Genomic DNA, 25,444 nt, shown 5'->3' with positions numbered 1-25,444 from the left:
GAATAAACCGCGAGCGGTCGAGTCCTGTACACTGCACGGCCAAGACGTCCCCGCCCTTCTGGTTACCCAGCAATGAACAAAGAAACCGAAATCAAACTGCGGATCAGCCGCGAGACCCTCGCCGCGCTGCGTGAGCACCCATTGCTGAAGAAGCGCAACAAGTCCGGCTGGCAGCAGCGTGAGCTGCTCAACCAGTACTTCGACACCCCGGAGCGCGATCTTGCTGCAGCCAAAGTCGCCCTGCGCCTGCGCCGCGACGGCGACGTGGTGATCCAGACCCTGAAGACCCGCGGCCAGAGCGTTGCCGGCCTGTCCGAGCGCAATGAATTCCAGTGGGAGCTGCCCAAGGCCAAGCTGGACCTGAAGAAGCTCGACGACCAGTGCTGGCCCGCCGAACTGGCGGAGCTGGACAAGAAAACCATCAAGCCGCTGTTCACCACCGATTTCGTCCGCGAATACGCCGACATCGCCTGGGGCCGCGGCAAGTCCAAAGTGGTGATCGAAGCCGCCCTGGACCTCGGCACCGTTATCGTCGGCAAGCAGAAGGAAGAAATCTGCGAGCTGGAGCTGGAACTGCGCGAAGGCGAGCCAGCAGCCCTGCTGGAGCTGGCTGCCGAACTGGCGGCAACGCTGCCGCTGTTCCCTTGCGATATCAGCAAGGCCGAGCGCGGCTACCGTCTGCTTGATCCGGCCAGCTATCAGCTCAGCCTGCCCGCCGCCGAGCTGACCCCGGAAATGACGCTGGACGACGCCTTCGCCGCCATCGCCTGGCAGTTGCTCGGCAGCAGCCAGCGCCTGGCCGAGCAATACCGCTACAACGGCCACTGGCGCCTGCTGCAGGACTGGGTGCAGTGCCTCGCCGAACTGCGCGGCCTCGCCAGCAGCCTCGGCCAGGCCGCACCGCGCGCCACCACCCGCGCCCTGCGCGGCAGCCTCGACGCCCTGCTGGAAGACTGGCGCACCGTGGTCCTGGCCGGCAATGACGACGAAGACGTCCGCCGCGCCGCGCCCGAGCAGTTCGCCGACGAACTGCTCGACACCCGCTGGGGCCAGTTCTCCCTGGACACCTCGCGCTGGCTGCTGGCCCGCGCCTGGACCGTCGACCGCAACAAGCGCGGCGACCGCCAGGGCGCAGCACCTCTTGCCAGCTGGCTGACCGTGGAATTCGGCGACGAGGCCAAGGCCCTGCAACTGCCGCTGTACCAGCAGCAACCGGAAGACCTCGCCGAGCAACTGCCGCGCATCGAGCGCCTGCTGGCCTGGCTGCACCACGCCCGCGACGTGCTGGAAGTGCCGGAACTGGACCGCCTCTACGGCGAGCTGAGCAAGCTGCAACAACTGGCCTGCCTGCCGATCAGCGACGAAGTGCTCGACGCCCGCGTCCAGCAAGCCTTCGCCGTTGCCCAGTGCCGCGGCTGGAAACAACTGGCGCGTAAATAAGCCAGGGTCGCGGGCAGGTTTCAACACCTGCCCGCGACAACGCTCACCGCATGAGCGGCAGGCTGGTGGTGGATTTGATCTCCGACAGTGCCACCGTCGAATTGACCTCCTGAATCCCCGGCACCAGCGACAGCTTTTCAAAGAAGAAGCGCTCGTAGGCCTCGATGTCCGAGGTGACGATCCGCAGCAGAAAATCCACCGCCCCCATCAGCACATAACACTCCAGCACTTCCGGAAACCCGCGGATCGCCTCGGTGAATTCGGCGAAGTTGGAGCGCCCGTGCGCGTTGAGTTTCACCTCGGCAAAAATCTGCGTGTTCAGGCCCACCTTCTTGCGATCGAGCAGGCTCACCTGGGCACGAATCACCCCCTCTTCCTTCAAGCGCTGAATGCGTCGCCAGCAAGGTGACTGCGAAAGCCCGACCCGCTCGGCAACCTGCGCGCTGGACAACGAAGCGTCCTCTTGCAGCACGGCGAGGATGCGGCGGTCGTAAGTATCCAGCTCGACTTGCATGATTATTTCTCTCATGTGCACATGGACGAATTGAACAATTCGAAAAAAGCTCGTATCGGCCAATGATAGGAAAATAATCTCCGACACGCCGTGTAAAAATTCCTCCATCGTTTTTGGAGAACACCCATGACCGTACTCGAACGGCCTGACCACTTCGCCGCCCCGCAGCTTTTCGAACCCGCTGTTGCCTGCAACGAGAACAACAAGGTTCGCTACCACTACCAGCTGCAAGCCGAAGCCGAGTCGGACAGCCTGTGCCGAGTGCTCAACCTGTTTGCCCTGCAATGTTTGATGCCGCATGGAGTAAACATGCGCCAGGAAGCCGACCTGCTGCACATCGACATCGCCATCGACGGCCTGAACTGGAACCGCGCCCAGTTGATTGCGCAAAAAATGCGCAATCTGGTGTGTGTCTGCGAAGTGGCCGTGCTCACCGCGCTGCTGCCGTCCACTCCACAGCGGGCCGGCTGGCACGGATAAACCCGGCAACGCTTGCGTCCCGACGGTGCGCGCCACGACGGCTAGCCTTGGTTGCTTCGAAGCGCACACAAGGACGTCGCATGCCCGCCCCCGCCACCGACCGCACGCTGGACCTTTCCCGCCTGCTCGATGAACTGATCGCCCAACGGCGTATCGCGCCACAGGCCCGCCAGCACTTCAGCGTTGCCCCACGCACCGACCATCCCCTCGAATGCATCGCCCGCCAGCGCCTGGATGATCTGCAACGTCCCGGCCAGACACTCGACCTGGACAGCCTCTGCCAATGGCTCGCCGAGCAGGCCGGGCAACCCTTTCTGCGCCTCGATCCGCTGAGCATCGACCTCGCCGGGATGACCGGGCTGATGTCCGCGGCCTTCGCCCGCCGGCACGGCATTCTTGCCGTCGCCCAGGACCGCGACAGCGTCACCGTCGCCAGCGCCGAGCCGTATGTGCGCAGTTGGGAGACCGACCTGGCCCAGGTGCTCAAACGCCGGGTGTTGCGGGTTGTCGCCAGCCCCGAACGGATTCGCCAGTTGAGCCAGGACTTCTTTCGCCTCGCCCACTCGGTCAACGGCGCCAGCCACCTGGACATGCCGGCCCCCGCCAGCGGTGATCTGGAGCAGTTGCTGGAACTGGGCGACGGCCAGCACGACGCCGATGACGCGCACATCGTCAGCATCGTCGACTGGCTGCTGCACTACGCCTTCGAGCAACGCGCCAGCGATATCCACCTCGAACCCCGCCGCGAACAGGGCCGGCTGCGCCTGCGCATCGACGGCGTGCTGCACGACACCTATTCCTTCCCGCCCGCGGTGACCCTGGCGATCACCAGCCGCCTGAAAAGCCTCGGGCGCATGAACGTCGCGGAAAAACGCCGGCCGCAGGACGGCCGGATCAAGACCCGCACCCCGGCCGGCGACGAGGTGGAACTGCGCCTGTCGACCCTGCCGACCACCTTCGGCGAAAAGCTGGTGATGCGCATCTTCGACCCACAGTTGCTGCGCCAGGACTTCAACGGCCTGGGCCTGGATGGCGACGAACTGAGCCGCTGGCAGGCCATGCTGGGCCAGCCCCACGGCATCATCCTGGTGACCGGCCCCACCGGCTCGGGCAAGACCAGCACGCTCTACAGCGCCCTCAAGCAACTGGCTACGCCGCAGGTCAACGTCTGCACCCTGGAAGACCCGATCGAAATGGTCGAGCCGGCCTTCAACCAGACCCAGGTGCAGCCCGGCATCGACCTCGGTTTTGCCAACGGCGTGCGTGCGCTGCTACGCCAGGATCCGGACATCATCATGGTGGGCGAGATCCGCGATCTGGAAACCGCCCAAGTGGCGATTCAGGCGGCGCTGACCGGGCATCTGGTGTTGTCCACGCTGCACACCAACGATGCCAGCGGTGCGATTGGCCGGTTACTGGAGCTGGGCGTTGCACATTATTTGATCAAGTCGACCCTGGTGGGCGTGGTCGCCCAGCGGCTGGTGCGCACGCTGTGTGTCGCGTGCAAGGCGCCGGGCGAGGCCAGCGCGGTAGGCTGCAAGGAATGCCGGCAGACCGGCTATCAGGGGCGTACGGGACTGTATGAAGTGCTGACGGTGAGTAACGGGCTCAAGGCGCTAATCAACGGGGACTGCGACCTGACGAGTTTGCGCCAGCGGGCACGGGCCGAGGGCATGTTCGACCTGCGCGAGAACGGCTTGCGCAAGGTGGCGGCGGGGGTAACCACGGCGGAGGAGGTGGATCGGGTTTCGGCGTAGTGCCATCGGGAACTTGTTGCGGGGCCGATGTCCAAATTCGGCGTCTAAAGCATCGCGAGCAAGCTCGCTCCTACAAAACCGACATCAAACCCCTGTAGGAGCGAGCTTGTCGGGGCGCCGAACCGTCGCGATGACCTACCCAAAATCCCCCGGAGCCCTGGAATCATGCGTCGCCCCTTTGCCATCGCCACCCTCACCCTGCTGTCCCTCGCCTCGGCCTCGGCCATGGCCGATCCCTTCTGGCGCAACGTGATTTCTTCGGGCGCGACCACCGCCTCGACCTACCTGACCTCCCGCGACCACAAGCTGGTCGCCGCCGCGCAGGATGATGCCGGCAGCTTCGTCGCCAGCGAAGGCGCGATCCGCGGTCCGTTCCTCGAAGCCGCCCTGCGCCAGGCCCGCGTGGAAAACCCGAGCCTGAACGCCAGCGACATGGAACTGGCCAACGCCATCCTGGCGCGCAACAGCGCAATCACCGAGTGACACTTGCGGGCGATCCACGCGGGTCGCCCGCCCTCCCTCAGCGGTAATCCTCCACCGGCACACAGGCACAGAACAGGTTGCGGTCGCCATAGACATTGTCGACCCGGTTCACCGCGGGCCAATACTTGTGCGCCCGGGCGTGGGCACTGGGCGCCACGCCCTGCTCGATGCTGTAGGGCCGGTCCCACCGCGCCAGCACATCCGCCAAGGTATGCGGCGCGCGCTTGAGCGGATTGTCCTCGGCGGGCCAGTTGCCGTTCTGCACTTCGGCGATTTCCGCGCGGATGCTCAGCATCGCTTCGACAAAACGGTCCAGCTCGGCCTTCGGCTCGCTCTCGGTGGGCTCCACCATCAACGTGCCCGGCACCGGGAAGGACATGGTCGGCGCGTGGAAACCGTAGTCCATCAGGCGTTTGGCGACATCTTCCTCGCTGATCCCGGTCTCGGCCTTCAACGGTCGCAGGTCGAGGATGCATTCATGGGCCACCCGCTCGTTGCGCCCGCGATAGAGCACCGGGAATGCGCCACCGAGACGTTGGGCCAGGTAGTTGGCGGAGAGAATCGCCACCTCGCTGGCGTCGGCCAACTGCGGGCCCATCATGGCGATGTACATCCAACTGATCGGCAAGATGCTCGCGCTGCCCCACGGCGCGGCGCTGACCGCGCTGTTCTGCGGATCGGGGCCAGGGACCGGCACCACCGGGTGACTGGCAACGAAGGGCGCAAGGTGCGCCCGCACGCCAATCGGGCCCATGCCCGGGCCGCCGCCGCCATGGGGAATGCAGAAGGTCTTGTGCAGGTTCATGTGCGAGACATCGGCACCGATATCCGCCGGCCGCGCCAGGCCGACCTGGGCGTTGAGGTTGGCGCCGTCCATGTAGACCTGACCACCGTGGCTGTGGATGACTTCGCAGATCTCGCTGATACCTTCCTCGTACACGCCGTGGGTCGAGGGGTAGGTCGCCATCAGGCAGGACAGCCGCTCCCCGGCCTCCGCCGCCCGGGCCTTGAGGTCTTCCAGGTCGACGTTGCCCGCCGTGTCGCAGGCGACGATCACCACCTGCATGCCGGCCATCTGCGCCGACGCCGGGTTGGTGCCGTGGGCCGAGGCCGGGATCAGGCAGATATCGCGCTGGCCCTGCTGGCGACTGCGGTGGTACTTGCTGATCGCCAGCAGGCCGGCGTACTCGCCCTGGGCGCCGGAGTTGGGCTGCATGCAGATCGCATCGAAACCGGTGATCGCACATAACCAGCTTTCCAGTTCATCGATCATCGCCTTGTAGCCCGCCGCCTGCATCAGCGGCACGAACGGGTGCAGGTCGGCAAACCCCGGCCAGGTGATGGGGATCATCTCGCTGCTGGCGTTGAGCTTCATGGTGCAGGAGCCCAGCGGGATCATCGACTGGTTCAGCGCCAAGTCCTTGTTTTCCAACTGCTTGAGATAACGCAGCATCTCGGTTTCGCTGTGGTGCAGGTTGAACACCGGGTGCGTCAGGTAATCGGACTGGCGCAGCAGCGCGGCGGGGATGCCGGCGGGCAGGTCTTCGCCGTCCAGTGCATCAACCTGCAGGCCGTGGTCGGCGCCGAGGAAGATGTCGAACAGGCGCAGCACGGTGGTTTCGTCGCAGGTCTCGTCGAGGCTCACGCCGAGGTGGCCACGACCGAGAATCCGCAGGTTGATCCGCGCCGCCTCGGCGCTCTGGATGATCGCCGTCTGGCTGCCGCCAACGTCCAGGGTCAGGGTGTCGAAGAAGTGCGTGTTCAGTCGTTTGACGCCGTTGCGCTCCAGGCCAGCGGCAAGAATGGTGGTCAGCCGGTGCACGCGCTGGGCGATGCGCCGCAGCCCGTCGGGGCCGTGATAGACGGCGTAGAAGCCAGCGATGTTGGCCAGCAGGACCTGCGCGGTGCAGATGTTCGAATTGGCCTTCTCGCGGCGGATGTGTTGTTCGCGAGTTTGCAGGGCCATGCGCAGCGCCAGGCTGCCGCGAGCGTCTTTCGACACGCCGATGATGCGCCCGGGCATGGCCCGCTTGAATTCGTCACGGCAAGCGAAATAGGCCGCATGCGGCCCGCCATAGCCCATGGGCACGCCAAAACGCTGGGTCGAGCCGAGCACCACATCAGCGCCCTGCTCGCCCGGCGGCGCCAGCAGCAACAGGCTGAGCAGGTCGGCGGCGACACAGGCGATCGCCTGCTGCCCGTGCAAATGCTCGATGGCCGGGCGCAGGTCGTGCACGCCGCCGTGGGTGTTGGGGTACTGCAGCAGCGCGCCGAACACCTGGTGCTTGCCCAGATTATCCAGCGAGTCGACGATCAGTTCGAAACCGAAGCCTTCGGCGCGGGTCTGCAGCACCGAGAGGGTCTGCGGGTGGCAGTGTTCGTCGGCGAAGAACAGGTTGCTGCGCGATTTCGCCACCCGCTTGGCCAGGGCCATGGCTTCGCCCGCTGCGGTGGCTTCGTCCAGCAACGAGGCATTGGCCAGGTCCAGGCCGGTCAGGTCGATGACCATCTGCTGGAAATTCAGCAAGGCTTCCAGCCGACCTTGGGCGATTTCCGGCTGATAGGGCGTGTAGGCGGTGTACCAACCGGGATTTTCCAGCACGTTGCGCAGAATGACGGTGGGCGTGCGCGTGCCGTGGTAGCCCATGCCGATCAGGCTGGTCCACACCTGGTTCTGTTCGGCGTAACCACGCAGACGCGCCAGCGCAGCCTGTTCATCCAGGGCCGGAGGCAAGTCAAGGGGGCGATTGAAGCGGATGCCGGGCGGCACCGTCTGTTCGATCAGTTCACTGCGGCTGGCAACGCCGAGCACTTCGAGCATGGCGTGCTGCTCGGCGGCATCGGGGCCAAGGTGGCGGCGCAGGAAAGCATTGGGGTCTTGCAGTTGGCTCAGGGACGGCAACAAGGACATAGCGGCTCTCTCTTCCTAGACCAAGCCCCGAGGTAGGCCGGGGCCTATTGAGTCTAGGAAGGGATTGCCGATTGCGTGGGAATTTTGGGGAGCGCGTCGCGACGGTTCGGCGCAATCAGCTCCCCAAAAACATCACTCGCCGATAGCAGCCTTGTAGCCCGCCGCGTCCAGCAGCTTGTCCAGCTCCGCCGGGTTGGACGGCTTCAGCTTGAAGATCCACGCGCCGTAGGGGTTTTCGTTCAGTTGCTCCGGGCTGTCGGCCAGGTCTTCGTTCACGGCGATGACTTCGCCGCCAACCGGGGCGTAGATGTCCGAGGCGGCCTTGACCGACTCGACCACACCAGCCGCTTCGGCCTGGGCGAACACCTTGCCCACTTCCGCCAGCTCGACGAATACCACGTCACCCAGGGCTTCCTGGGCGTGATCACTGATACCGACGGTCACGGTGCCATCGGCCTCCAGCCGCGCCCATTCATGGCTTTCGGCAAAACGCAGGTCGGCGGGAACATTGCTCATAGTTGTTTTTCCTCAACAGGTCAGCGGTCGGCCCGCCGGAATGAATTCAGATCAGGATCCTGCCATGACGCACGAACGTCGGCTTGACCACCCGCACCGGGTACCACTTGCCGCGGATTTCCACTTCGGCACGGTCGGCGGTTGCCATTGGAAGGCGCGCCAGAGCAATTGCCTTGCTCAGCGTAGGAGAGAAACTACCACTGGTGATCTCACCTTCGCCAATTTCAGCGACACGAACTACCTGATGGGCCCGCAATACACCCCGCTCTTCCAGCACCAGGCCGACGAGTTTCTGCGAAATACCACGGGCCTTTTCGGCTTCCAGCGCCTGGCGGCCGATGAAATCACGCCCCGCAGGATCCCAGGCGATGCTCCAGGCGAGGTTGGAGGTCAGCGGTGAATGCGCCTCGTCGATATCGTTGCCGTACAGGTTCATCCCGGCTTCCAGGCGCAGCGTGTCGCGGGCGCCGAGGCCGCTCGGGGCGATACCGGCACCGACCAGATCGTTGAAGAACGCGGGCGCCTGCAAGGCCGGCAGGATGATTTCCAGACCGTCTTCACCGGTGTAGCCGGTGCGGGCGATGAACCAGTCACCTTCGAATTGCCCTTCGAAAGGCTTGAGGTTGCGGATCAGCTCGGCGCGCGCGGCGCTCAGCAGTTCGGCAACCTTCTCCCGCGCCTGCGGGCCCTGGATCGCGAGGATCGCCAGCTCAGGGCGCTCGCGGAACTGCACTTCGAAGCCGCTCTTGTGCGCTTCGAGCCAGGCCAGGTCCTTGTCGCGGGTCGCGGCGTTGACCACCAGGCGATAGCCGTCGGCCAGGCGATAGACGATCAGGTCGTCGATCACACCGCCTTCGTCGTTGAGCAGGGTGCTGTAGAGGGCCTTGCCGATCTCGCCGAGGCGGGCGACATCGTTGGTCAGCAGATGACGCAGCCATTCGGTGGCATCGACACCGCTGATGTCGATTACCGTCATATGCGAAACGTCGAAAACTCCGCAGTCGCGACGCACTTGATGGTGCTCCTCGACCTGCGAACCGTAATGCAGGGGCATATCCCAACCGCCAAAATCGACCATCTTGGCGCCAAGCGCCAAGTGCAGGTCATACAGAGGCGTACGCTGTCCCATGGGTTTCTCCTTCCGGGCGTGGCGAAGCTGCGGCAGACGGCAGCGTTCCTGCTACCCGGCCAGTGGCCGGCCGCAGCGAATGCCGCGCATTGTATCCGCAAGGCGGCCGGGTTACATCCTCAGCGACTTTGACCGGGGTGGCGGGCGGAACGCCGAATCAGTCCGATGACCGGCAGCAGCCCCACCAGAACCAGTGTCAGCGCCGGTAGCGACGCCCGCGCCCATTCGCCTTCGCTGGTCATCTCGAAAACCCGCACCGCCAGCGTGTCCCAGCCGAACGGGCGCATCAGCAGGGTTGCCGGCATCTCCTTGAGCACATCGACGAACACCAGCAGCGCCGCGCTCAACGCGCCTGGCACCAGCAACGGGAGATACACCTTGAAAAACAATCCCGGGCCGCTGACCCCAAGGCTGCGCGCCGCTTCCGGCAACGATGGACGGATACGCCCGAGGCTGTTTTCCAGCGGGCCGTAGGCCACGGCAATGAAGCGCACCAGATACGCCAGCAACAACGCCGACAGGCTGCCCAGCAACAACGGCTTGCCCGCCCCGCCGAGCCAGCCGGAGAGCGGAATCACCAGTTCGCGATCGAGATAACTGAACGCCAGCATGATCGCCACCGCCAGCACCGAGCCGGGCAACGCATAGCCGAGGTTGGCCAGGCTGACGCCGACGCGAATCCCCCGTGCCGAGGACTGGCGGCGGGCGAAAGCCAGTAGCAGCGCCGCGCTGACGGTGATCAGCGCGGCTATGGCGCCGAGGTACAGGGTGTGCAGGATCAGTCCGGTGTAACGCTCATCGAGGTCGAAGCGCCCGCGCTGCCAGAACCAGGCCAGCAATTGCAGCACCGGAATGACGAAGGCGCAGGCGAACACCAACAGGCACCAGCCACTGGCTAACAGCGCCTTGACCCCACGCAGGTGATACAGCGCCTTGCCGCGCGGGCGCTCGTTGCTGCCGCGCACCGCACCACGGGCGCGGTGTTCGCCATAGAGCACCAGGATCACCGCCAGCAGCAACAGGCTAGCCAGTTGCGCCGCGCTGGACAGGCTGAAGAAGCCGTACCAGGTCTTGTAGATCGCCGTGGTGAAGGTGTCGAAGTTGAACACCGAGACGGCGCCGAAGTCAGCCAGCGTCTCCATCAGCGCCAGTGCCACGCCCGCACCGATGGCCGGACGCGCCATCGGCAACGCGACCCGCCAGAACGCCTTTAGCGGGGAATACCCGAGGACCCGCGCCGCTTCCATCAGGCCCTTGCCCTGGGCGAGGAAGGCGGTGCGCGCCAGCAGGTAGACGTAGGGATAGAACACCAGCACCAGAACGATGATCACCCCGCCGGTGGAACGCACCCGCGGCAGACGCATCGGCCCGAACCACTCGCGCAGCAGCGTCTGCACCGGCCCGGAGAAATCCAGCAAGCCAACGAAAACGAAAGCCAGCACATAGGCGGGAATCGCGAACGGCAGCATCAGCGCCCAGTCCAGCCAGCGCCGTCCGGGAAACTCGCAGAGGCTGGTGAGCCACGCCAGGCTGACGCCCAGCAGAGTGACGCCCACACCAACGCCAACCACCAGCGTCAGGGTGTTGCTCAACAGGCGGCTCATCTGGGTATCGAGCAGGTGCGACCAGATCTGCATGTCCACGCTTTGCCAGGACAACAACAAGACACTGAGCGGCAGCATCACCAGCGCGGCGATGGCGTAGACCAGGGGATACCAGCGGCGTTGGACGGGGTGCGGCAAGGAGAAAGTCTCTACGGGCGGCAGTCAATGAAAAAGCCCGCCCGGCGCGATGCCAGGGCGGGCTTGAGGGCGCAGCAAGAATAAGGCTTGAAACTCAGTTCCAGCCAGCCCGATCCATCAAGCGAATCGCTTCGGCCTGGCGCTTGCCGGCGACTTCCACCGGCAGGCTGTCGGCCTTGAAGCTGCCCCAGGCGGCGACTTCATCGGACGGCGCGACTTTCGGGTTGGCCGGGAATTCCTGGTTGATGCCCGCGAACATCTTCTGTGCTTCCTCACCGGTCATCCACTCGACCAGCGCCTTGGCGGCTTCCGGGTGCGGTGCGTGTTTGGTCAGGCCGATGCCCGACAGGTTCACGTGGACGCCGCGATCAGCCTGGTTGGGCCAGAACAGCTTGACCGGCAGTTTCGGGTTTTCCTGATGCAGGCGACCGTAGTAGTAAGTGTTGACGATGCCCACGTCGCACTGGCCGGCGGCGATCGCATGGATCACGGCGTTGTCATCGGAGAACACGTCGGTGGACAGGTTGTTGACCCAGCCCTTGACCAGCTCTTCGGTTTTCTCGGCACCATGGGTTTCGATCATGGTGGCGGTCAGCGACTGGTTGTAGACCTTCTTCGCCGTGCGCAGGCACAGGCGGCCTTCCCATTGCTTGTCGGCCAGCGCCTCGTAGGTGCTCAGCTCTTCGGGTTTGACCCGGTCGGTGGAGTAGACGATGGTCCGCGCACGCAGGCTGAGGCCGGTCCAGTCATGGGAAGACGCGCGGTATTGCGCAGGGATGTTGGCGTCGATCACGGCGGACTTGATCGGCTGGAGGATGCCCATCTGCTCGGCCTGCCAGAGGTTGCCGGCGTCGACGGTGAGCAGCAGGTCGGCCACGCCGTTCTCGCCCTCGGCCTTGATCCGCTGCATCAGCGGGGCTTCCTTGTCGGTGATGAACTTGATCTTCACCCCGGTCTTGGCGGTGTAGGCGTCGAATACCGGCTTGATCAGCTCATCGATGCGCGAGGAGTACACCACCACCTCGTCCGCCGCCTGGGCAGCCCCGCCGAACAGCGTGAGGGTCAGGGCGGCCAGTAAATGCTTGCGTGGCGACATCGGTAGCGCTCCTCGGAAATTCAAATGAGGCGAAAATGGTAGTTAATGTCATTTGGCATCACAAACCGAACGCTTCACCGAGGAGTTACCAGATGTTGCGGGCCTTTCAGGCCTTCGCCAGTTCCGGCAGATCGCCACTCAAACCCAGTGCCTGACGCACGAACAATGCCTTGGCCTCGGGCATCTGTTCGACCCATTTCAGGCCACTGTTACGCAGCCAGCGCAGCGGCAGCGGGTCGGCCTGGAACAAGCGCTCGAAGCCCTCCATCGCGGCCATCAGCGCCAGGTTGTGCGGCATGCGCCGACGCTCGAAGCGGCTCAGCACCTTCACGTCGGCCAGTCGCTCGCCGCGCTCGTAGGCCTTCAGCAGTTCTTCGGCCAGCACCGCGGCATCGAGAAAGCCCAGGTTCACACCCTGGCCGGCCAGCGGGTGAATGGTGTGCGCAGCATCGCCGATCAGCGCGAGGCCCTCGGCGACATAGCGCTTGGCATGACGCTGGCGCAGCGGCACGCAGACGCGCGGGTCGGCTTGCAGTACCGCGCCGAGGCGGCCTTCAAACGCACGCTCAAGTTCGGCGCAGAACGCGTCGTCCGGCAGCGCCATGAGTTTTTCCGCCCGCTCGGGCGTGGTCGACCAGACGATCGAGCACCAATCCTGTTTGCCGTCGCGCTGCAGCGGCAGGAAGGCCAGCGGACCTTCATCGGTGAAGCGTTGCCAGGCCGTGTTCTGGTGCGGCTCGGCGCAGCGCACGCTGGTGACGATGGCGTGGTGCAGGTAATCCCATTCGCGGGTTTCGCAGCCGGTCAGGCGGCGCACCGCCGAGTTGGCGCCGTCGGCGGCGATCACCAGCGGTGCCCGCAGGTTGCGGCCGTCGGCGAGGGTCAGCAGCCACTCATCACCGGAACGGCGCATGCGTTCCAGGCGGGCATTGGCCAGCAGGCCGATTTCGCTGTCGTGCAGGCGTTCCAGCAGGCCGTCCTGAACCACCCGGTTCTCGACGATATGGCCCAGCACATCGGCGTGAACGCTGGCCGCGGAAAAGTGGATCTGCCCGGTGCCGCTGCCGTCCCAGACCTGCATGTCCGAGTAAGGGCTGGCACGCCGTTCGGAAATGCCCTGCCAGGCGCCGAGACGATCGAGAATGCGCTGGCTGGCCGCCGACAGGGCGCTGACCCTGGGCTCGAACGGCGCGGCATCATCGAAGCGCGGGACGGACAGGGAGCTGCCGTCCAGCAAGAGGATTTCCAGGCCGCTGTGCTGCAAGGCCAGGGCCAGAGCGCTGCCGACCATACCGGCACCGACAATCAACAGATCCGCGCGCATGTCCATGCTTCAAGCCTGTTCCGGGTAATAGAAAAAAGGGGTCATGCCTTGCCTTGAAGGTCAGGGCGAGTGCCGAGGCCCATGGCCTGGCGGGCGAACCAGCGCTTGGCCGGGGGCAGCAGATCGAGGCCAAGCAGGCCGAGGTTGCGGCCGGTGGCGATCAACGGCTGGGCCGTGCCAAACAGGCGGGTGATCTTGTCGGAGAAGCCCACGGTCAGGTCCTGGTCCAGACGCTGGCGCTCGCGGTAGGCCAACAGCGTGCCGAGGTCGCCGGGTTTTTCGGGGCCGGCAAGCAGGCCATCGGCCAGCGACTGCACGTCGCGCAGCGACAGGTTGAAACCTTGCCCGGCGATCGGGTGCAGGCTGTGGGCGGCGTTGCCGAGCACCACCAGATGCGGACGCACCTGCTCCTGCGCTTCCACCAGCGTCAACGGATAAAGGTGCCGCGCGCCAACCTGGCGCAGAGCGCCGAGGCGGTAACCGAAGATGCTCTGCAGTTCGTCGAGGAAGCGCCGTTCGTCCAGCTCCGCCAGGCGCTTGGCGTCCATCCCGGCGCGGGTCCAGACCAGCGCGCAGCGGTTTTCCGGCAGCGGCAGCAGGGCCATCGGGCCTTCGTCGGTGAAGCGCTCGAAGGCCTGGCCGCAGTGGGCTTCGCTCGGGGTGATGTTGGCGATCAGCGCGCTCTGGTTGTACGGGCGCTGGCTGACGTGAATGCCCAGTTGTTCGCGCAGGCCTGAACGCCCGCCATCGGCGAGCACGGCCAGGTCGCATTCCAGGACGATGTCGTCATTGAGCGACAACCGATAGCCATCGCCCAATGGCTGCATCGCGGTGACTTCCGCCGGGCAGCGCCAGCTCACCACTTCGGGGTCGAGGCCCTGCCACAGGCATTGGCCGAGCCAGGCGTTTTCCACCACGTAGCCCAGCGCCGGAACGCCTTCTTCCAGCGCGTCGAGACGGGTGGCGCCGAAGCGCCCGCGGTCGGACACCTGGATCTGCCGGATTGGCTCGGCGCGGCGGCTGATGACTTGCCACAGGTCAAGGCGCTCGTAGATCTGCCGGGTGCCGAACGACAGCGCAGAAGAACGCGCGTCATAACTGGGTTGGTAGCTGTCGCCCGGGGCGAACGGTTCGATCAGCAGGATCTTCCAGCCTCGGGCCTTGGCGCCGGCCTGCAGGGCCAGCGCGAGGCTGGCACCGACCAGGCCGCCGCCGATGATCGCCAGATTGACCCGGCTCATGCGGCCTGGCTTCTGGCGGCGGCCATCAGGGCTTCGATTTCCGCGACCGTTTTCGGCACACCGGAGGTCAGGATTTCACAGCCGTGCTTGGTTACCACTACGTCGTCCTCGATCCGTACACCAATACCGCGCCACTTCTTGGCGACGCTCTGGTTGTCCGCGGCAATGTAGATACCCGGTTCGACCGTCAGGGCCATGCCCGGTTCGAGCACGCGCCATTGACCGCCGACCTTGTACTCGCCGACATCATGTACATCCATGCCCAGCCAGTGTCCGGCCCGGTGCATGTAGAAGGCCCGGTAGGCCTCGGTTTCGATCAGTTCGGCCACATCGCCCTTGAGCAGGCCCAGTTCCACCAGCCCTTCGGTGATCACTTGAACCGTCGCCTCGTGGGCGTGGTTCCAGTGCTTGCCGGGGGCGATGACCGCGAAGGCCGCTTCCTGAGCCTTGAGCACCAGTTCGTAGATCGCCTTCTGTTCCGCCGAGAAACGCCCGCTGACCGGGAAGGTGCGGGTGATGTCGCTGGCGTAGCAGTCGATCTCGCAACCGGCGTCGATCAGCACCAGGTCGCCATCCTTGAGCGGCGCGTCGTTCTGCTGGTAATGCAGGATGCAACTGTTGCGTCCGGCGGCGACGATCGATCCATAGGCCGGCATCTTCGCCCCGCCCTTGCGGAACTCGTAGTCCAGCTCGGCTTCCAGGCTGTACTCGTGAAGGCCGGCACGGCTGGCCTGCATGGCCCGCACATGGGCCCGCGAGGAGATCGCCGCGGCTTCGCGCATGACCTTCACTTCCGCCGCCGATTTATACAGGCGCATGTCGTGCAGCAGATGATCCAGGGCAACGAATTCGTTCGGCGGCGAAGCCCCCAGGCGCGCCTTGGAACGGATCACGTTGATCCACTCCATCAGGCGGCGGTCGAACTCGGCATTGCTGCCCATGGCCGAATAGACGCGATCGCGCCCTTCGATCAAGCCGGGAAGAATGTCGTCGATATCAGCGATGGGGAAGGCGTCGTCGGCCGCAAAGTCGCGGATCGCACCTTCCTGGCCGGCGCGCAGGCCGTCCCACTGCTCGCGCTCGGGATTACGCTCACGGCAGAACAGCACGTACTCGCCGTGCTCGCGGCCGGGGATCAGGGCGATCACCGCCTCGGGCTCGGGAAAACCGCTGAGGTACTGGAAGTCGCTGTCCTGGCGATAGACGTGCTCGACGTCACGGTTGCGAATGGCAACCGCGGCAGCCGGCAGGATGGCGATGCTGTTGGGTTCCATCTGCGCCATCAGCGCCTTGCGGCGCCGGGCGTATTCCGCTTTCGGGATATGGTTTGTTGCCACGGGGAACCCCTGTTTGGCCTCAGTGCAAGGAAGGTTTGGCGGCAGGCGCGACCGGCTTGGCCAATTCCGTGAAGAGCAGCAGCGGTGCGACGCGCAGGTACTCCATCACTTCCATATAGTCGCTTTCGCCGTCTTCGGATTCTTCCAGTGCGTCCTGAACTTGCGAAATCGCGCTCAGGTCCTGCAGTACTTCATTGACCTCGTCGCTGAGGTCCTTGCCGCCGGAGTTCAAGCCGAAGCCGCTGAGGAAGCCCTGGCACCATTGGCCCAGTGCAGCCGCGCGCTCGGTGAGCGGCAGGTCATCGCCCGGCAGCAGCAGGACGATGGCGATGTCTTCGCCGGTCAGTTCGGACTTGACCATTTCCTGGAGGCCGATCAAAGCGTTGCGGACGTTGTCTACTGGTTCGGTCTCCAGCAGATGAGCAGCGTCGGCCAGCCAGCCGTCAACATCGAAGCCTGCGCCGGCGCAGCTACGACCGAGCAACAGGCCGTGCAGTTCGGCGGGGGAAACAGGATGACCGTTGCTGTTGAGCAGGTTGGCGAAGGCGGTGTACGGCGAATTGGTAGTGGGCATGGGCAACTAGGCGCCAGACGGCGCAATGACTAGAATGAAGGCCTTGTATCCTAGCACCGGCAGGCGCGCCAAGACCATCGACGCGGCAATTCCGGCGCATGAGGCGCAGTAGCCAGACAGTCACAGTCAGACCGAATCGAGTGGCGAGCAATGCAAGATAATGAGCTGCAAACGCTGAAGAGCCGACTCGAACTGCTGATTGAGCGGGTCGAGCAACTAAAACGGCAAAACACACTCCTATCCGAGCAGGAGAAATCCTGGCGCGAGGAGCGCGCCCACCTCATTGAAAAAAACGAAATCGCGCGACATAAGGTCGAATCGATGATTTCGCGGCTCAAGTCCCTGGAGCAAGACTCATGAGTTCTACCAATAGCGTCACCGTGCAGATCCTCGACAAAGAGTATTCGATCATCTGCCCGCAGGAAGAACGCAGCAATCTGGTCAGCGCCGCACGCTACCTCGACGGCAAGATGCGCGAGATCCGCAGCAGCGGCAAAGTGATCGGCGCCGACCGCATCGCCGTGATGGCCGCGCTGAACATCACCCACGACCTTTTGCACAATCAAGAGCGCCCGGAAGCCCAGAGCGGCGGCGCCACCCGTGAGCAGGTACGCGAGCTGCTCGACCGCGTCGACCAGGCCCTGATCGACGACGCGGATACAAAAGCCAACTGAGTTTCTGTATACTCCCGCCCACTCCCTGGAGTGCTTGCCAGTCGGTCATGTCCCTGAGCCGATACGCACAACCACGGGGGTTGCACGTTGGGGCCGGTGTGCATGTCCGCTTGACGGAAAGCCTTAACGCCCCCTGCAATCTCCACCTTGAACTTTCGGGTTCAAGGGCTACACCGACAGCGGTTCGTCGGGGAGCCTGTTTCTACCTGCATGCGCCTTTATCTTCCTTGCGCGCCTGCACCTGCGACATCACCGCGTGATGATCGCCCCCAGGGATCGCCCGTGCCATGACCGACACCGCGCCGCTTACCCGCCCCCAACTCCGCCGCCTGCTTCGCGATGCCCGCCGTGCACTCAGCCCTGCCGAGCAACGTCAGGCCGCCCGTGGCCTGTATCGGCAACTGGCGCAGCATCCGCTGTTCCGTCGCGCCCGCCACATCGCCCTGTACCTGCCCAACGACAGCGAAATCGACCCGCGCCTGCTGCTGCGCGAGGCCCAACGCCGTGGCAAGCGCACCTACCTGCCGGTGCTGCATGCCTGGCCGAAAACCAAGATGGCGTTCCAACGCTTCGAACAGGGCGAAAAACTGCGGCCCAACCGCTTTCGCATCCCCGAGCCGAGCATCCGCCTGGCGCGGCAACGCCCGGTCTGGGCGCTGGACCTGATCCTGCTGCCGCTGGTGGGTTTCGATGAGCTGGGGGGTCGCCTCGGAATGGGCGGCGGTTTCTATGATCGCAGCCTGGCGTATCAAGGCCGGCGCAAGGCCTGGAAAAAACCCCTGCTGCTGGGGCTGGCCCATGAATGCCAGAAGGTGGAACGCCTGGCGCAAGCCAGTTGGGACGTGCCGCTACAAGGCACTGTATCGGATAAACGCTGGTATCTGGCGCACTGAACGGCGCCGCGGCATCAACGCTGAGCGGGATTCACCGGCATCTGCTGATAAGCGGTTTCAACTTTGCGTTCCCAGAAACTTTGCGCATAACCGGTCGTGACAACGCCCAGACCAAACACGAAAACTAGAATCCAGAGCAGGTCCGGTTTTTTGCGATTCATCGATTGCCCCCCGAAGGCAAACTGATCACGATGTCCGCGACGGTTCTTTTTATAGGCCGTGCAGCAGCGTCAAGCTTAAAATTTGGCGCATTTTCCGACAACACTCGTCCACAAGCAAACCTTGACGCCAACCGGCTGTCGGTTTGATGCAACAGGTTGTTTCAGAGACTGACTGGAGCTGAGCCCATGGCCTACTGGCTGATGAAATCCGAACCCGACGAACTCTCGATCGAGGACCTCGCCCGCCTCGGCGAGGCGCGCTGGGACGGGGTTCGCAATTACCAGGCGCGCAATTTCATCCGCGCGATGGCGGTGGGCGACGAGTTTTTCTTCTACCACTCCAGTTGCCCCGAGCCGGGCATCGCCGGTATTGCCCGAATCAGCACCGCGGCCTATCCCGACCCGACCGCCCTCGACCCGCAAAGCCATTACCACGACCCCAAGGCCAACGCCGACAAGAACCCGTGGAGCGCGGTGGACGTGGCCCATGTGGAAACCTTCCCGAAGGTGCTGGGCCTGGGCTACCTGAAGCTGCAAACCGCCCTCGCCGAACTGCCGCTGGTGCAGAAAGGCAGTCGCCTGTCTGTGATGCCGGTCACAGCCGAACAGTGGGCGGCAATACTCAATCTTCGCTGATCGGCGTAGGATCGGGGCTCATTTGACGCGAATCAAACCGCCAAGGCTGGTGGGACGTCACAATCTGACGCGTATGTAGCAGGATGCAGGACCATGTCGATGAGTCAACACACCCCCAAGATTTTCGCCGGCGCGCTGATTGCGCTGCTGCTGGCGGCCGGTGGCCTGGGCTACTGGAAATCCTTGCATGACCGCCTGCCCGAAGGCCTGGCCATGGGCAACGGGCGGCTCGAAGCCACCGAAGTCCAGATCGCCAGCAAGGTGCCCGGGCGCCTCGCCGAAGTGCTGGTGGACGAAGGCGACAAAGTCAGCCGCGGGCAGTTGCTCGCCCGCATCGATACCCGCACCCTCGAAGCCCAACGCGCTCAGGCCGAGGCCGAAGTGGCCCGCGCCCGGGAGAACTACGCCGCCGCCCAGGCCAACGTGCAGTTGCGCCAGAGCGAACAACTGCTCGCCAGCCAGGAGCTGAAGCGCATCCGCGAGATGTTCCAGCGCAAATACGCCAGCCAGCAGTTGCTCGACCAGCAACAGGCGCGCTTCGACACCAGCAACTCGGCGGTGGTCGCCGCACGGGCACAGCTCGCGGCGATCAAGGCAGCGATTGGCGCCGCCGAAGCCCAGGTCGCGCAACTGACCAGCGAAATCGACGACAGCAGCCTGCGCGCGCCAATCAACGGCGTGATTCAGTTGCGCCTGGCCGAACCGGGCGAAGTGCTCGGTGCCGGTGGCCGAGTGCTGCTGCTGATCGACCCCAGCGACCAATACATGAACCTCTACCTGCCCGCCTCCACCGCTGGCCGGCTGACCATCGGCGACGAGGCGCGGATCGTCCTCGACGCCCTGCCCGACCAGGCGCTGCCGGCGAAAATCAGCTTCGTCGCGGCCAAGGCCCAGTTCACGCCCAAGCAGGTGGAAACCCGCGACGAGCGGCAGAAGCTGGTATTCCGGGTCAAGCTGCGCCTGACCGCCCCCGACGCCGTGCCCCAGGCCAAGCCCGGTATGCCCGGCGCCGGCTATGTGCGCACCGCCACCGTGGACTGGCCGGCCAACCTGCAATGAACGGGCTGGCCCTGCAGGCCCGAGGCATCCGTCACCGCTATGGCGCGCTGGAAGCCCTGCATGACATCACCTTCGACCTGCCCGCCGGCACCCGCTGCGGCTTGATCGGCCCGGACGGCGCCGGCAAATCCAGCCTGCTCGGGCTGATCGCCGGGGTCAAACGGCTGCAACAGGGTGAGCTGGACGTGCTCGGCGGCCCGATCGCCAAGCGCTCGCACCGCAGCAGCCTGTACCCGCGCATCGCCTTCATGCCCCAGGGCCTGGGCGGCAACCTGTACCCGGACCTGTCGATCAGCGAAAACATCCGGTTCTTCGCCACCTTGTTCGGCCTGTCCCGCGCCGAGTGCGACGCCCGCATGCACACGCTGCTGGAGGCCACCGACCTCGCCCGCTTCGCCGAGCGCCCGGCGGGCAAGCTGTCTGGCGGCATGAAACAGAAACTCGGCCTGTGCTGCGCGCTGATCCACGAACCCGATCTGCTGATCCTCGATGAGCCCACCACCGGCGTCGACCCGCTGTCGCGGCGGCGCTTCTGGGAGCTGGTCGAGCATGTGCGTCAGCAACGTCCGCAACTGACGCTGCTGGTAGCAACGGCCTACATGGAAGAGGCCGAACAGTTCGAACACTGCCTGATGCTCGACCGCGGCCGGCTGATCGGCGCCGGCGCCAGCCATGAACTGGCCAGCGTCACGCCCAGCGGCAAGCTGGACGAAGCCTTCACCTACTTCCAGGGCGACAGCCACCACAACGCCGAGCCGCTGCACATCCCGCCACGGGACGCCGGCGACGCCAGCATCGCCATCGAAGCGCATGAACTGACCCTGCGCTTCGGCGACTTCACCGCCGTGAACAAGGTCAGCTTCGCCATCGGTCGCGGCGAGATTTTCGGCTTCCTCGGCTCCAACGGCTGCGGCAAGACCACCACCATGAAAGTCCTCACCGGCCTGATGCCGGCCAGCGAAGGCAGCGCCACCCTGCTCGGTCGGCCGGTGGACGCCAAGGACCTGGCCACGCGCAAGCGGGTCGGTTTCATGTCGCAGAGTTTCTCGCTGTACGGCGAACTCAGCGTGCGCCAGAACCTGGAACTGCACGCGCGGCTGTTCGACCTGAAACCCGCCGACAGCACACCACGCATCGCCGAACTGATCCAGCGCTTCGACCTCGGCGAGGTCGCCGACCAGCCGTCCGGCGCCCTGCCGCTGGGCTTGCGCCAGCGCCTGTCGCTGGCCGTGGCGGTGCTGCACCGCCCGGAAGTGCTGATCCTCGACGAGCCCACCTCCGGCGTCGACCCGGCCGCCCGCGACGACTTCTGGCGGTTGCTGATCGAGCTGTCGCGGGAACAGGGCGTGACCATCTTTCTCTCGACCCACTTCATGAACGAGGCGCTGCGCTGCGACCGCATCTCGCTGATGCACGCAGGCTCGGTGCTGGCCTGCGACACCCCGGCCGCCTTGCAGGTGCAGTACGGCGGCGCGACCTTGGAAGACGCCTTCGTCACGTGCCTGGAACAAGCCCAGGGCGGCGCGCCCGAGACGCCAGCAGCCAATCTCGACACGCCGGCCGCACCCGCCAGTCCGCCACCTCGCCGGGGTTTCAGCCTGACCCGGCTGGTCGCCGTGGCCAGCCGCGAGGGCAAGGAACTGCTGCGCGACAAGGTGCGCCTGGCGTTCGCCCTGCTGGGTGCGCTGTTCATGATGGTGATCTTCGGCTTCGGCATTTCGCTGGATGTCGAAAACCTCGCCTTCGCCGTCTACGACCAGGACCAGAGCCCGCAAAGCCGGGCCTACCTCGAAGCCTTCCGTGGCTCGCGCTACTTTGCCGAGCAGCCGCCAATCCGCGATCCGCGACAACTGCACCAGCGCCTGCAGCGCTCGGAGATCAAGCTGGCCCTCGAGATTCCCCCCGGCTTCGGCCGCGACCTGCTTGCCGGGCGCCAGCCGGTGGTCGCAGCCTGGCTCGACGGCGGCATGCCGTTCCGCGCCGAGACCAGCCGCAACTATGTCGAAGCGGTGCACCAGGCCAACCTCGAACAACTGGCGGCGCTGAGCAGCCCGGCGCAGCCGCGCCAGGCGGCGGTGAAGCTGGAGACGCGCTTTCGCTACAACCAGGATGTGGTCAGCGTGAACGCCATCGGGCCCGGCGTCATGGCGCTGATCCTGGCGTTCATCCCGGCCATGCTCACCGCCCTCGGCATCGTCCGCGAAAAGGAGCTGGGCTCGATCACCAACTTCTACGCCACGCCGCTGACCCGCCTTGAGTTCCTGCTCGGCAAACAGGCGCCGTACCTGGCGGTGAGCCTGGTGAACCTGGCGCTGCTGGTGGCGATGAACCGCTGGCTGTTCGGCGTGCCGTTCAAGGGCAGCGCCCTGGCGCTGGCGTGCGGCGGGGTGCTGTACCTGCTGGCGACCACCAGCCTCGGCCTGCTGATCTCGGCCTTCACCCGCACCCAGATCGCCGCGATCCTCGGCACCATGATCCTCACCAGCCTGCCGACCATCCAGTTCTCCGGGCTGATCGTGCCGCGCTCATCCCTCGATGGCTCCGCGGCGCTGATGGGCCAGTTGTTCCCGGCGGGCTACTTCCTCGATATCGCCGTCGGCACCTTCACCAAGGCCCTGGACCTGCGCGAACTGTGGCCGCAGTGCCTGGCGCTGCTCGGCTTCTTCGTCGGGTTCACCGGGCTGAGCCTGATGATGCTGAAGAAACAGGAGGCCTGATGCAGCGTCTTGCCCACATTCTGCGCCTCGGCCTGAAAGAGCTGACCAGCCTGCGCCACGACAGCGTTCTGCTGCTGTTTCTGCTCTATGCCTTCAGCGTGGCGATCTACATGCCGGCGGCGGGCTCGGTGATCGGCGTGCACAACGCCAGCGTCGCGGTGGTCGATGAGGACCAGAGCCTGGTCTCGCGCAAGCTGACCGAAGCGCTGCAGCCCCCGGAGTTCCAGCCCGCCGTGCCGCTGGCCTACGACCAGCTCGACCGCAGCCTGGACAGCGGCCTGTACACCTTCGTCATCAATATTCCGGTGAATTTCCAGCGCGACCTGCTGGCCGGGCGCTCGCCGGAACTGCAGATCAACGTCGATGCCACGGCCATGAGCCAGGCGTTCATGGGCGCCGGCTATATCGGGCGGATTTTCGAACGCGAGTTGCTGGATTACGCCAGCCCCGCCGGCAGCAGCAGTCGCAGCCCGGCGCTGCTGGAGCCCCGCGCGCTGTTCAACCCGAACCTGGAAGGCGGCTGGTTCCTGGCGGTGATCCAGATCGTCAACAACATCACCATCCTCGCGATCATCCTCACCGGCACCGCCCTGCTGCGCGAGCGCGAGCATGGCACCCTCGATCACCTGCTGGTGCTGCCGCTGACCGCACTGGAAATCATGCTCGCCAAGATCGGCAGCAACGCGCTGGTGGTGGTGCTGTGCACCTGGGTGTCGCTGGAGGTGGTGGTGAAGTGGGCGCTGGGCGTGCCGTTGGCCGGCTCGCTGCCGCTGTTTCTGGGGGTGACGGCGCTGTACCTGTTCGCCAGCACGGCGCTGGGGATTTTTCTCGCTACGCTGGCGCGCTCGACGCCGCAGTTCGGCTTGCTGGCGATCCCGGTGATCATCCCGATGCTGTTGCTCTCGGGCGGCAGCACGCCGCTGGACAGCATGCCGCAATGGTTGCAGTGGGTGATGCAGTTGTCGCCGTCCACCCACTTCGTCAGCCTGGGCGCCGCGATTCTGTTTCGCGACGCCGGGATCACGGTGGTGTGGCCCGACCTGCTGGCCCTGGCGGCGATCGGCCTGGCGTTCTTCGCGATCGCCCTGGCACGTTTCCGCCGCAGCCTGGCCTCGTGATTACTGAACGATCAGGTTGTTGAACAGCAGGTCTTCGACGACCGGCCGACCCTCTTCGTTGGACAGCACCTGCTGGACCTGCTTGAGGGCTTCCTGACGCAGTTTTTCCTTGGCGTCGACGTTGCTCATGCCGTCCAGGCTCTGCTGGGTGAACAGCGCCACCAACTGGTTACGGATCAGCGGCTCGTGGTGCTTGACCGCGGCTGCGTCGGCATCGCCTTCGACCTTCAGCGCAACATCGGCCTTGTACACCCGCAGACGCGGGCCGCCATCGAGGGCGTAGTTGCCGACCAGGGGCGGCGACAGGCTGATATAGGCAACCTTCGGCGCTGCTGCTTCCTTCTCTTCGGCCATGGCCGCCACTGGCAGCGTCAGCGCCAGTACCATCAAGATCCACGCTTTCACGAATTCGCTCCTCAAACAGTTGGCGCCAGCATACCCAGCGCGCCGGCCAAACCCAAGCCCGGGCTTATGCCAGCCTATTCAGGCCAGGCCATGCTCGTTGACCCGGCACCTTGCATACCTACACTTATCGGCCACCACCCGCAAAGGAATAGCCCTGATGAAAGCCGTGTTGTGCAAAGCCCATGGTCCGGCCCGTGATCTGGTGCTGGAAGACGTCGCCAGCCCGACGCCGAAGAAGAATGAAATCCTCCTGGACGTACACGCCGCGAGCGTCAACTTCCCGGACACCCTGATCATCGAGGGCAAATACCAGTTCCAGCCGCCGCTGCCGTTCTCGCCGGGTGGCGAGGCCGCCGGGGTGGTTGCCGCGGCGGGCGAGAATGCCGGCGCGTTCAAGGTCGGCGACCGGGTCATGGCCCTGACGGGCTGGGGCAGCTTCGCCGAACAGGTCGCGGTGCCGGCCTACAACGTGATGCCCATCCCGGAAGGCATGGACTTCGCCACTGCCTCGGCCTTCGGCATGACCTACGGCACCTCGATGCACGCGCTGCGCCAGCGCGGCCAATTGCAGGCCGGCGAAACCTTGCTGGTGCTGGGTGCATCTGGCGGCGTTGGCCTGGCGGCCGTGGAAATCGGCAAGGCCATGGGCGCGCGGGTGATCGCTGCGGCCAGTAGCGCGGAGAAACTGGAAATCGCCAAGGCGGCGGGCGCGGACGAGCTGATCGATTACAGCCAGAGCAGCCTGAAAGACGAGATCAAACGCCTGACCGGCGGCAAGGGCGTCGACGTGATCTACGACCCGGTAGGCGGCGACCTGTTCGACCAGGCCGTGCGCGGCCTGGCCTGGAACGGCCGGTTGCTGGTGGTGGGCTTTGCCAGCGGGCGAATTCCTGAGTTACCGGTCAATCTGGTGCTGCTCAAGGGCGCGGCGGTGCTCGGCGTGTTCTGGGGCTCGTTCGCCCAGCGCCAGCCGGCGGACAACGCAGCGAACTTCCAGCAACTGTTTGCGTGGTTTGCCGAGGGCAAGTTGAAGCCGTTGGTGTCGAAGACCTATCCATTGGCCGAGGCCGGGTTGGCGATCGAACAATTGGCGGGGCGCAAGGCGGTTGGGAAGCTGGTGGTGAAGGTCAGATAAACCGTGGTTGCAGGGTTCTGGGGCTGCGTTGCAGCCCCAACGCTCAAAAACAGAACAAGACACCGCCTGTAACGCGCCAACACATTTCGGTCCCGCAATGCA

General features: G+C 65.0%; 24 protein-coding genes and 1 other RNA gene. 13 read left to right on the top strand and 12 right to left on the bottom strand.

What is annotated here, in order from left to right; all coding sequences use genetic code 11:
- Positions 1-72 precede the first annotated feature (72 nt).
- Positions 73-1,440, top strand: a complete 1,368-nt coding sequence (locus tag NTD82_RS11350) for an inorganic triphosphatase (protein WP_262128811.1) — start codon at positions 73-75, stop codon at positions 1,438-1,440.
- A gap of 43 nt (positions 1,441-1,483) precedes the next feature.
- Here NTD82_RS11350 and NTD82_RS11345 read toward each other — a convergent pair whose 3' ends face one another.
- The gene (locus NTD82_RS11345; protein ID WP_262128938.1) at positions 1,484-1,954 is read right to left on the bottom strand and encodes an Lrp/AsnC family transcriptional regulator; all 471 of its coding nucleotides are present in this window, start codon (positions 1,952-1,954) and stop codon (positions 1,484-1,486) included.
- A 126-nt stretch (positions 1,955-2,080) separates the two neighbouring features.
- On the opposite strand from NTD82_RS11345, the gene NTD82_RS11340 reads away from it, so the two are divergent.
- The 3 genes from NTD82_RS11340 (at position 2,081) to NTD82_RS11330 (ending at position 4,674) form a co-directional block, all read left to right on the top strand.
- A complete protein-coding gene (locus tag NTD82_RS11340) occupies positions 2,081-2,434 on the top strand; it encodes a hypothetical protein (protein ID WP_095156421.1) in 354 nt (117 codons plus the stop codon).
- 80 nt (positions 2,435-2,514) lie between these two features.
- Positions 2,515-4,191 carry a GspE/PulE family protein gene (locus NTD82_RS11335; protein WP_262128810.1) on the top strand — a complete coding sequence of 559 codons (1,677 nt, stop codon included), beginning with the start codon at positions 2,515-2,517 and terminating at the stop codon, positions 4,189-4,191.
- A 165-nt stretch (positions 4,192-4,356) separates the two neighbouring features.
- Positions 4,357-4,674: a DUF2388 domain-containing protein gene (locus NTD82_RS11330; RefSeq protein WP_175652625.1), complete on the top strand. Its 318-nt coding sequence runs from the start codon at positions 4,357-4,359 to the stop codon at positions 4,672-4,674.
- A 37-nt stretch (positions 4,675-4,711) separates the two neighbouring features.
- Here NTD82_RS11330 and gcvP read toward each other — a convergent pair whose 3' ends face one another.
- The 9 genes from gcvP to NTD82_RS11285 form a co-directional block, all read right to left on the bottom strand.
- Positions 4,712-7,585: an aminomethyl-transferring glycine dehydrogenase gene (gene gcvP / locus NTD82_RS11325; RefSeq protein WP_262128809.1), complete on the bottom strand. Its 2,874-nt coding sequence runs from the start codon at positions 7,583-7,585 to the stop codon at positions 4,712-4,714.
- 132 nt (positions 7,586-7,717) lie between these two features.
- The gene (gcvH, locus tag NTD82_RS11320) at positions 7,718-8,101 is read right to left on the bottom strand and encodes a glycine cleavage system protein GcvH (RefSeq protein WP_262128808.1); all 384 of its coding nucleotides are present in this window, start codon (positions 8,099-8,101) and stop codon (positions 7,718-7,720) included.
- Between the two features lie 46 nt (positions 8,102-8,147).
- The gene (gene gcvT / locus NTD82_RS11315) at positions 8,148-9,230 is read right to left on the bottom strand and encodes a glycine cleavage system aminomethyltransferase GcvT (protein WP_262128807.1); all 1,083 of its coding nucleotides are present in this window, start codon (positions 9,228-9,230) and stop codon (positions 8,148-8,150) included.
- Positions 9,231-9,349: 119 nt separating this feature from the next.
- Positions 9,350-10,972, bottom strand: a complete 1,623-nt coding sequence (locus NTD82_RS11310; RefSeq protein WP_262128806.1) for an ABC transporter permease — start codon at positions 10,970-10,972, stop codon at positions 9,350-9,352.
- Positions 10,973-11,066: 94 nt separating this feature from the next.
- Complete coding sequence (locus NTD82_RS11305; protein WP_095156428.1) at positions 11,067-12,068, bottom strand: extracellular solute-binding protein; 1,002 nt, start codon at positions 12,066-12,068, stop codon at positions 11,067-11,069.
- A gap of 106 nt (positions 12,069-12,174) precedes the next feature.
- Positions 12,175-13,392: a 2-octaprenyl-3-methyl-6-methoxy-1,4-benzoquinol hydroxylase gene (locus tag NTD82_RS11300; protein WP_262128937.1), complete on the bottom strand. Its 1,218-nt coding sequence runs from the start codon at positions 13,390-13,392 to the stop codon at positions 12,175-12,177.
- 41 nt (positions 13,393-13,433) lie between these two features.
- Positions 13,434-14,633, bottom strand: a complete 1,200-nt coding sequence (gene ubiH / locus NTD82_RS11295; RefSeq protein WP_262128805.1) for a 2-octaprenyl-6-methoxyphenyl hydroxylase — start codon at positions 14,631-14,633, stop codon at positions 13,434-13,436.
- A complete protein-coding gene (pepP, locus tag NTD82_RS11290; RefSeq protein ID WP_262128804.1) occupies positions 14,630-15,970 on the bottom strand; it encodes a Xaa-Pro aminopeptidase in 1,341 nt (446 codons plus the stop codon). The genes ubiH and pepP overlap by 4 nt, the downstream gene beginning before the upstream one ends.
- A 19-nt stretch (positions 15,971-15,989) precedes the next feature.
- The gene (locus tag NTD82_RS11285) at positions 15,990-16,544 is read right to left on the bottom strand and encodes a YecA family protein (protein WP_095156432.1); all 555 of its coding nucleotides are present in this window, start codon (positions 16,542-16,544) and stop codon (positions 15,990-15,992) included.
- A gap of 150 nt (positions 16,545-16,694) precedes the next feature.
- Between NTD82_RS11285 and NTD82_RS11280 the strand changes: the two genes are divergently transcribed.
- From NTD82_RS11280 to NTD82_RS11265, 4 genes are all read left to right on the top strand, one after another.
- Positions 16,695-16,904, top strand: a complete 210-nt coding sequence (locus NTD82_RS11280) for a TIGR02449 family protein (RefSeq protein WP_095156433.1) — start codon at positions 16,695-16,697, stop codon at positions 16,902-16,904.
- A complete protein-coding gene (locus tag NTD82_RS11275) occupies positions 16,901-17,218 on the top strand; it encodes a cell division protein ZapA (RefSeq protein WP_095156434.1) in 318 nt (105 codons plus the stop codon). The genes NTD82_RS11280 and NTD82_RS11275 overlap by 4 nt, the downstream gene beginning before the upstream one ends.
- 19 nt (positions 17,219-17,237) lie before the next feature.
- Positions 17,238-17,416: non-coding RNA, 6S RNA (gene ssrS / locus NTD82_RS11270), on the top strand.
- An 89-nt stretch (positions 17,417-17,505) separates the two neighbouring features.
- Entirely contained in the window at positions 17,506-18,111 is a 606-nt protein-coding gene (locus NTD82_RS11265) for a 5-formyltetrahydrofolate cyclo-ligase (protein WP_262128803.1), read from the top strand.
- 14 nt (positions 18,112-18,125) lie between these two features.
- On the opposite strand, the gene NTD82_RS11260 is transcribed toward NTD82_RS11265, so the two are convergent.
- Complete coding sequence (locus NTD82_RS11260) at positions 18,126-18,272, bottom strand: hypothetical protein (RefSeq protein WP_175652615.1); 147 nt, start codon at positions 18,270-18,272, stop codon at positions 18,126-18,128.
- A gap of 186 nt (positions 18,273-18,458) precedes the next feature.
- Here NTD82_RS11260 and NTD82_RS11255 point away from each other — a divergent pair, with 186 nt between their 5' ends.
- The 4 genes from NTD82_RS11255 to NTD82_RS11240 all read left to right on the top strand — a co-directional run bounded on the left by NTD82_RS11255 (position 18,459) and on the right by NTD82_RS11240 (position 23,802).
- The gene (locus NTD82_RS11255; protein ID WP_095156436.1) at positions 18,459-18,908 is read left to right on the top strand and encodes an EVE domain-containing protein; all 450 of its coding nucleotides are present in this window, start codon (positions 18,459-18,461) and stop codon (positions 18,906-18,908) included.
- Positions 18,909-19,001: 93 nt separating this feature from the next.
- Positions 19,002-19,967, top strand: coding sequence for an HlyD family secretion protein (locus NTD82_RS11250; RefSeq protein WP_371864290.1), 966 nt, complete (start codon positions 19,002-19,004; stop codon positions 19,965-19,967).
- Positions 19,964-22,684 carry a ribosome-associated ATPase/putative transporter RbbA gene (gene rbbA / locus NTD82_RS11245; protein ID WP_262128802.1) on the top strand — a complete coding sequence of 907 codons (2,721 nt, stop codon included), beginning with the start codon at positions 19,964-19,966 and terminating at the stop codon, positions 22,682-22,684. Before NTD82_RS11250 ends, rbbA begins: the two co-directional genes overlap by 4 nt.
- The gene (locus NTD82_RS11240) at positions 22,684-23,802 is read left to right on the top strand and encodes an ABC transporter permease (protein ID WP_262128801.1); all 1,119 of its coding nucleotides are present in this window, start codon (positions 22,684-22,686) and stop codon (positions 23,800-23,802) included. Before rbbA ends, NTD82_RS11240 begins: the two co-directional genes overlap by 1 nt.
- On the opposite strand, the gene NTD82_RS11235 is transcribed toward NTD82_RS11240, so the two are convergent.
- The gene (locus NTD82_RS11235) at positions 23,803-24,207 is read right to left on the bottom strand and encodes a flagellar basal body-associated protein FliL (protein ID WP_095156439.1); all 405 of its coding nucleotides are present in this window, start codon (positions 24,205-24,207) and stop codon (positions 23,803-23,805) included.
- Between the two features lie 157 nt (positions 24,208-24,364).
- On the opposite strand from NTD82_RS11235, the gene NTD82_RS11230 reads away from it, so the two are divergent.
- Positions 24,365-25,342 carry an NADPH:quinone oxidoreductase family protein gene (locus NTD82_RS11230; RefSeq protein WP_262128800.1) on the top strand — a complete coding sequence of 326 codons (978 nt, stop codon included), beginning with the start codon at positions 24,365-24,367 and terminating at the stop codon, positions 25,340-25,342.
- The last annotated feature ends 102 nt before the right edge of the window (positions 25,343-25,444 follow it).

This window comes from Pseudomonas sp. 5P_5.1_Bac1 (assembly GCF_025466015.1).
Classification (GTDB): Bacteria; Pseudomonadota; Gammaproteobacteria; order Pseudomonadales; family Pseudomonadaceae; genus Aquipseudomonas.
This window is presented reverse-complemented; position numbering and strand designations above follow the sequence as displayed.

Coding starts and splice junctions, on each gene's coding strand:
- gcvT (WP_262128807.1), bottom strand. CDS start 9,230: ATGGGACAGCGTACGCCTCTGTATGACCTGCACTTGGCGCTTGGCGCC.
- NTD82_RS11250 (WP_371864290.1), top strand. CDS start 19,002: ATGTCGATGAGTCAACACACCCCCAAGATTTTCGCCGGCGCGCTGATT.
- NTD82_RS11340 (WP_095156421.1), top strand. CDS start 2,081: ATGACCGTACTCGAACGGCCTGACCACTTCGCCGCCCCGCAGCTTTTC.
- NTD82_RS11280 (WP_095156433.1), top strand. CDS start 16,695: ATGCAAGATAATGAGCTGCAAACGCTGAAGAGCCGACTCGAACTGCTG.
- NTD82_RS11345 (WP_262128938.1), bottom strand. CDS start 1,954: ATGCAAGTCGAGCTGGATACTTACGACCGCCGCATCCTCGCCGTGCTG.
- NTD82_RS11265 (WP_262128803.1), top strand. CDS start 17,506: ATGACCGACACCGCGCCGCTTACCCGCCCCCAACTCCGCCGCCTGCTT.
- NTD82_RS11335 (WP_262128810.1), top strand. CDS start 2,515: ATGCCCGCCCCCGCCACCGACCGCACGCTGGACCTTTCCCGCCTGCTC.
- NTD82_RS11300 (WP_262128937.1), bottom strand. CDS start 13,392: ATGCGCGCGGATCTGTTGATTGTCGGTGCCGGTATGGTCGGCAGCGCT.
- gcvH (WP_262128808.1), bottom strand. CDS start 8,101: ATGAGCAATGTTCCCGCCGACCTGCGTTTTGCCGAAAGCCATGAATGG.
- NTD82_RS11305 (WP_095156428.1), bottom strand. CDS start 12,068: ATGTCGCCACGCAAGCATTTACTGGCCGCCCTGACCCTCACGCTGTTC.
- NTD82_RS11330 (WP_175652625.1), top strand. CDS start 4,357: ATGCGTCGCCCCTTTGCCATCGCCACCCTCACCCTGCTGTCCCTCGCC.
- NTD82_RS11285 (WP_095156432.1), bottom strand. CDS start 16,544: ATGCCCACTACCAATTCGCCGTACACCGCCTTCGCCAACCTGCTCAAC.
- NTD82_RS11275 (WP_095156434.1), top strand. CDS start 16,901: ATGAGTTCTACCAATAGCGTCACCGTGCAGATCCTCGACAAAGAGTAT.
- NTD82_RS11350 (WP_262128811.1), top strand. CDS start 73: ATGAACAAAGAAACCGAAATCAAACTGCGGATCAGCCGCGAGACCCTC.
- rbbA (WP_262128802.1), top strand. CDS start 19,964: ATGAACGGGCTGGCCCTGCAGGCCCGAGGCATCCGTCACCGCTATGGC.
- NTD82_RS11230 (WP_262128800.1), top strand. CDS start 24,365: ATGAAAGCCGTGTTGTGCAAAGCCCATGGTCCGGCCCGTGATCTGGTG.
- ubiH (WP_262128805.1), bottom strand. CDS start 14,633: ATGAGCCGGGTCAATCTGGCGATCATCGGCGGCGGCCTGGTCGGTGCC.
- NTD82_RS11260 (WP_175652615.1), bottom strand. CDS start 18,272: ATGAATCGCAAAAAACCGGACCTGCTCTGGATTCTAGTTTTCGTGTTT.
- NTD82_RS11255 (WP_095156436.1), top strand. CDS start 18,459: ATGGCCTACTGGCTGATGAAATCCGAACCCGACGAACTCTCGATCGAG.
- NTD82_RS11240 (WP_262128801.1), top strand. CDS start 22,684: ATGCAGCGTCTTGCCCACATTCTGCGCCTCGGCCTGAAAGAGCTGACC.
- gcvP (WP_262128809.1), bottom strand. CDS start 7,585: ATGTCCTTGTTGCCGTCCCTGAGCCAACTGCAAGACCCCAATGCTTTC.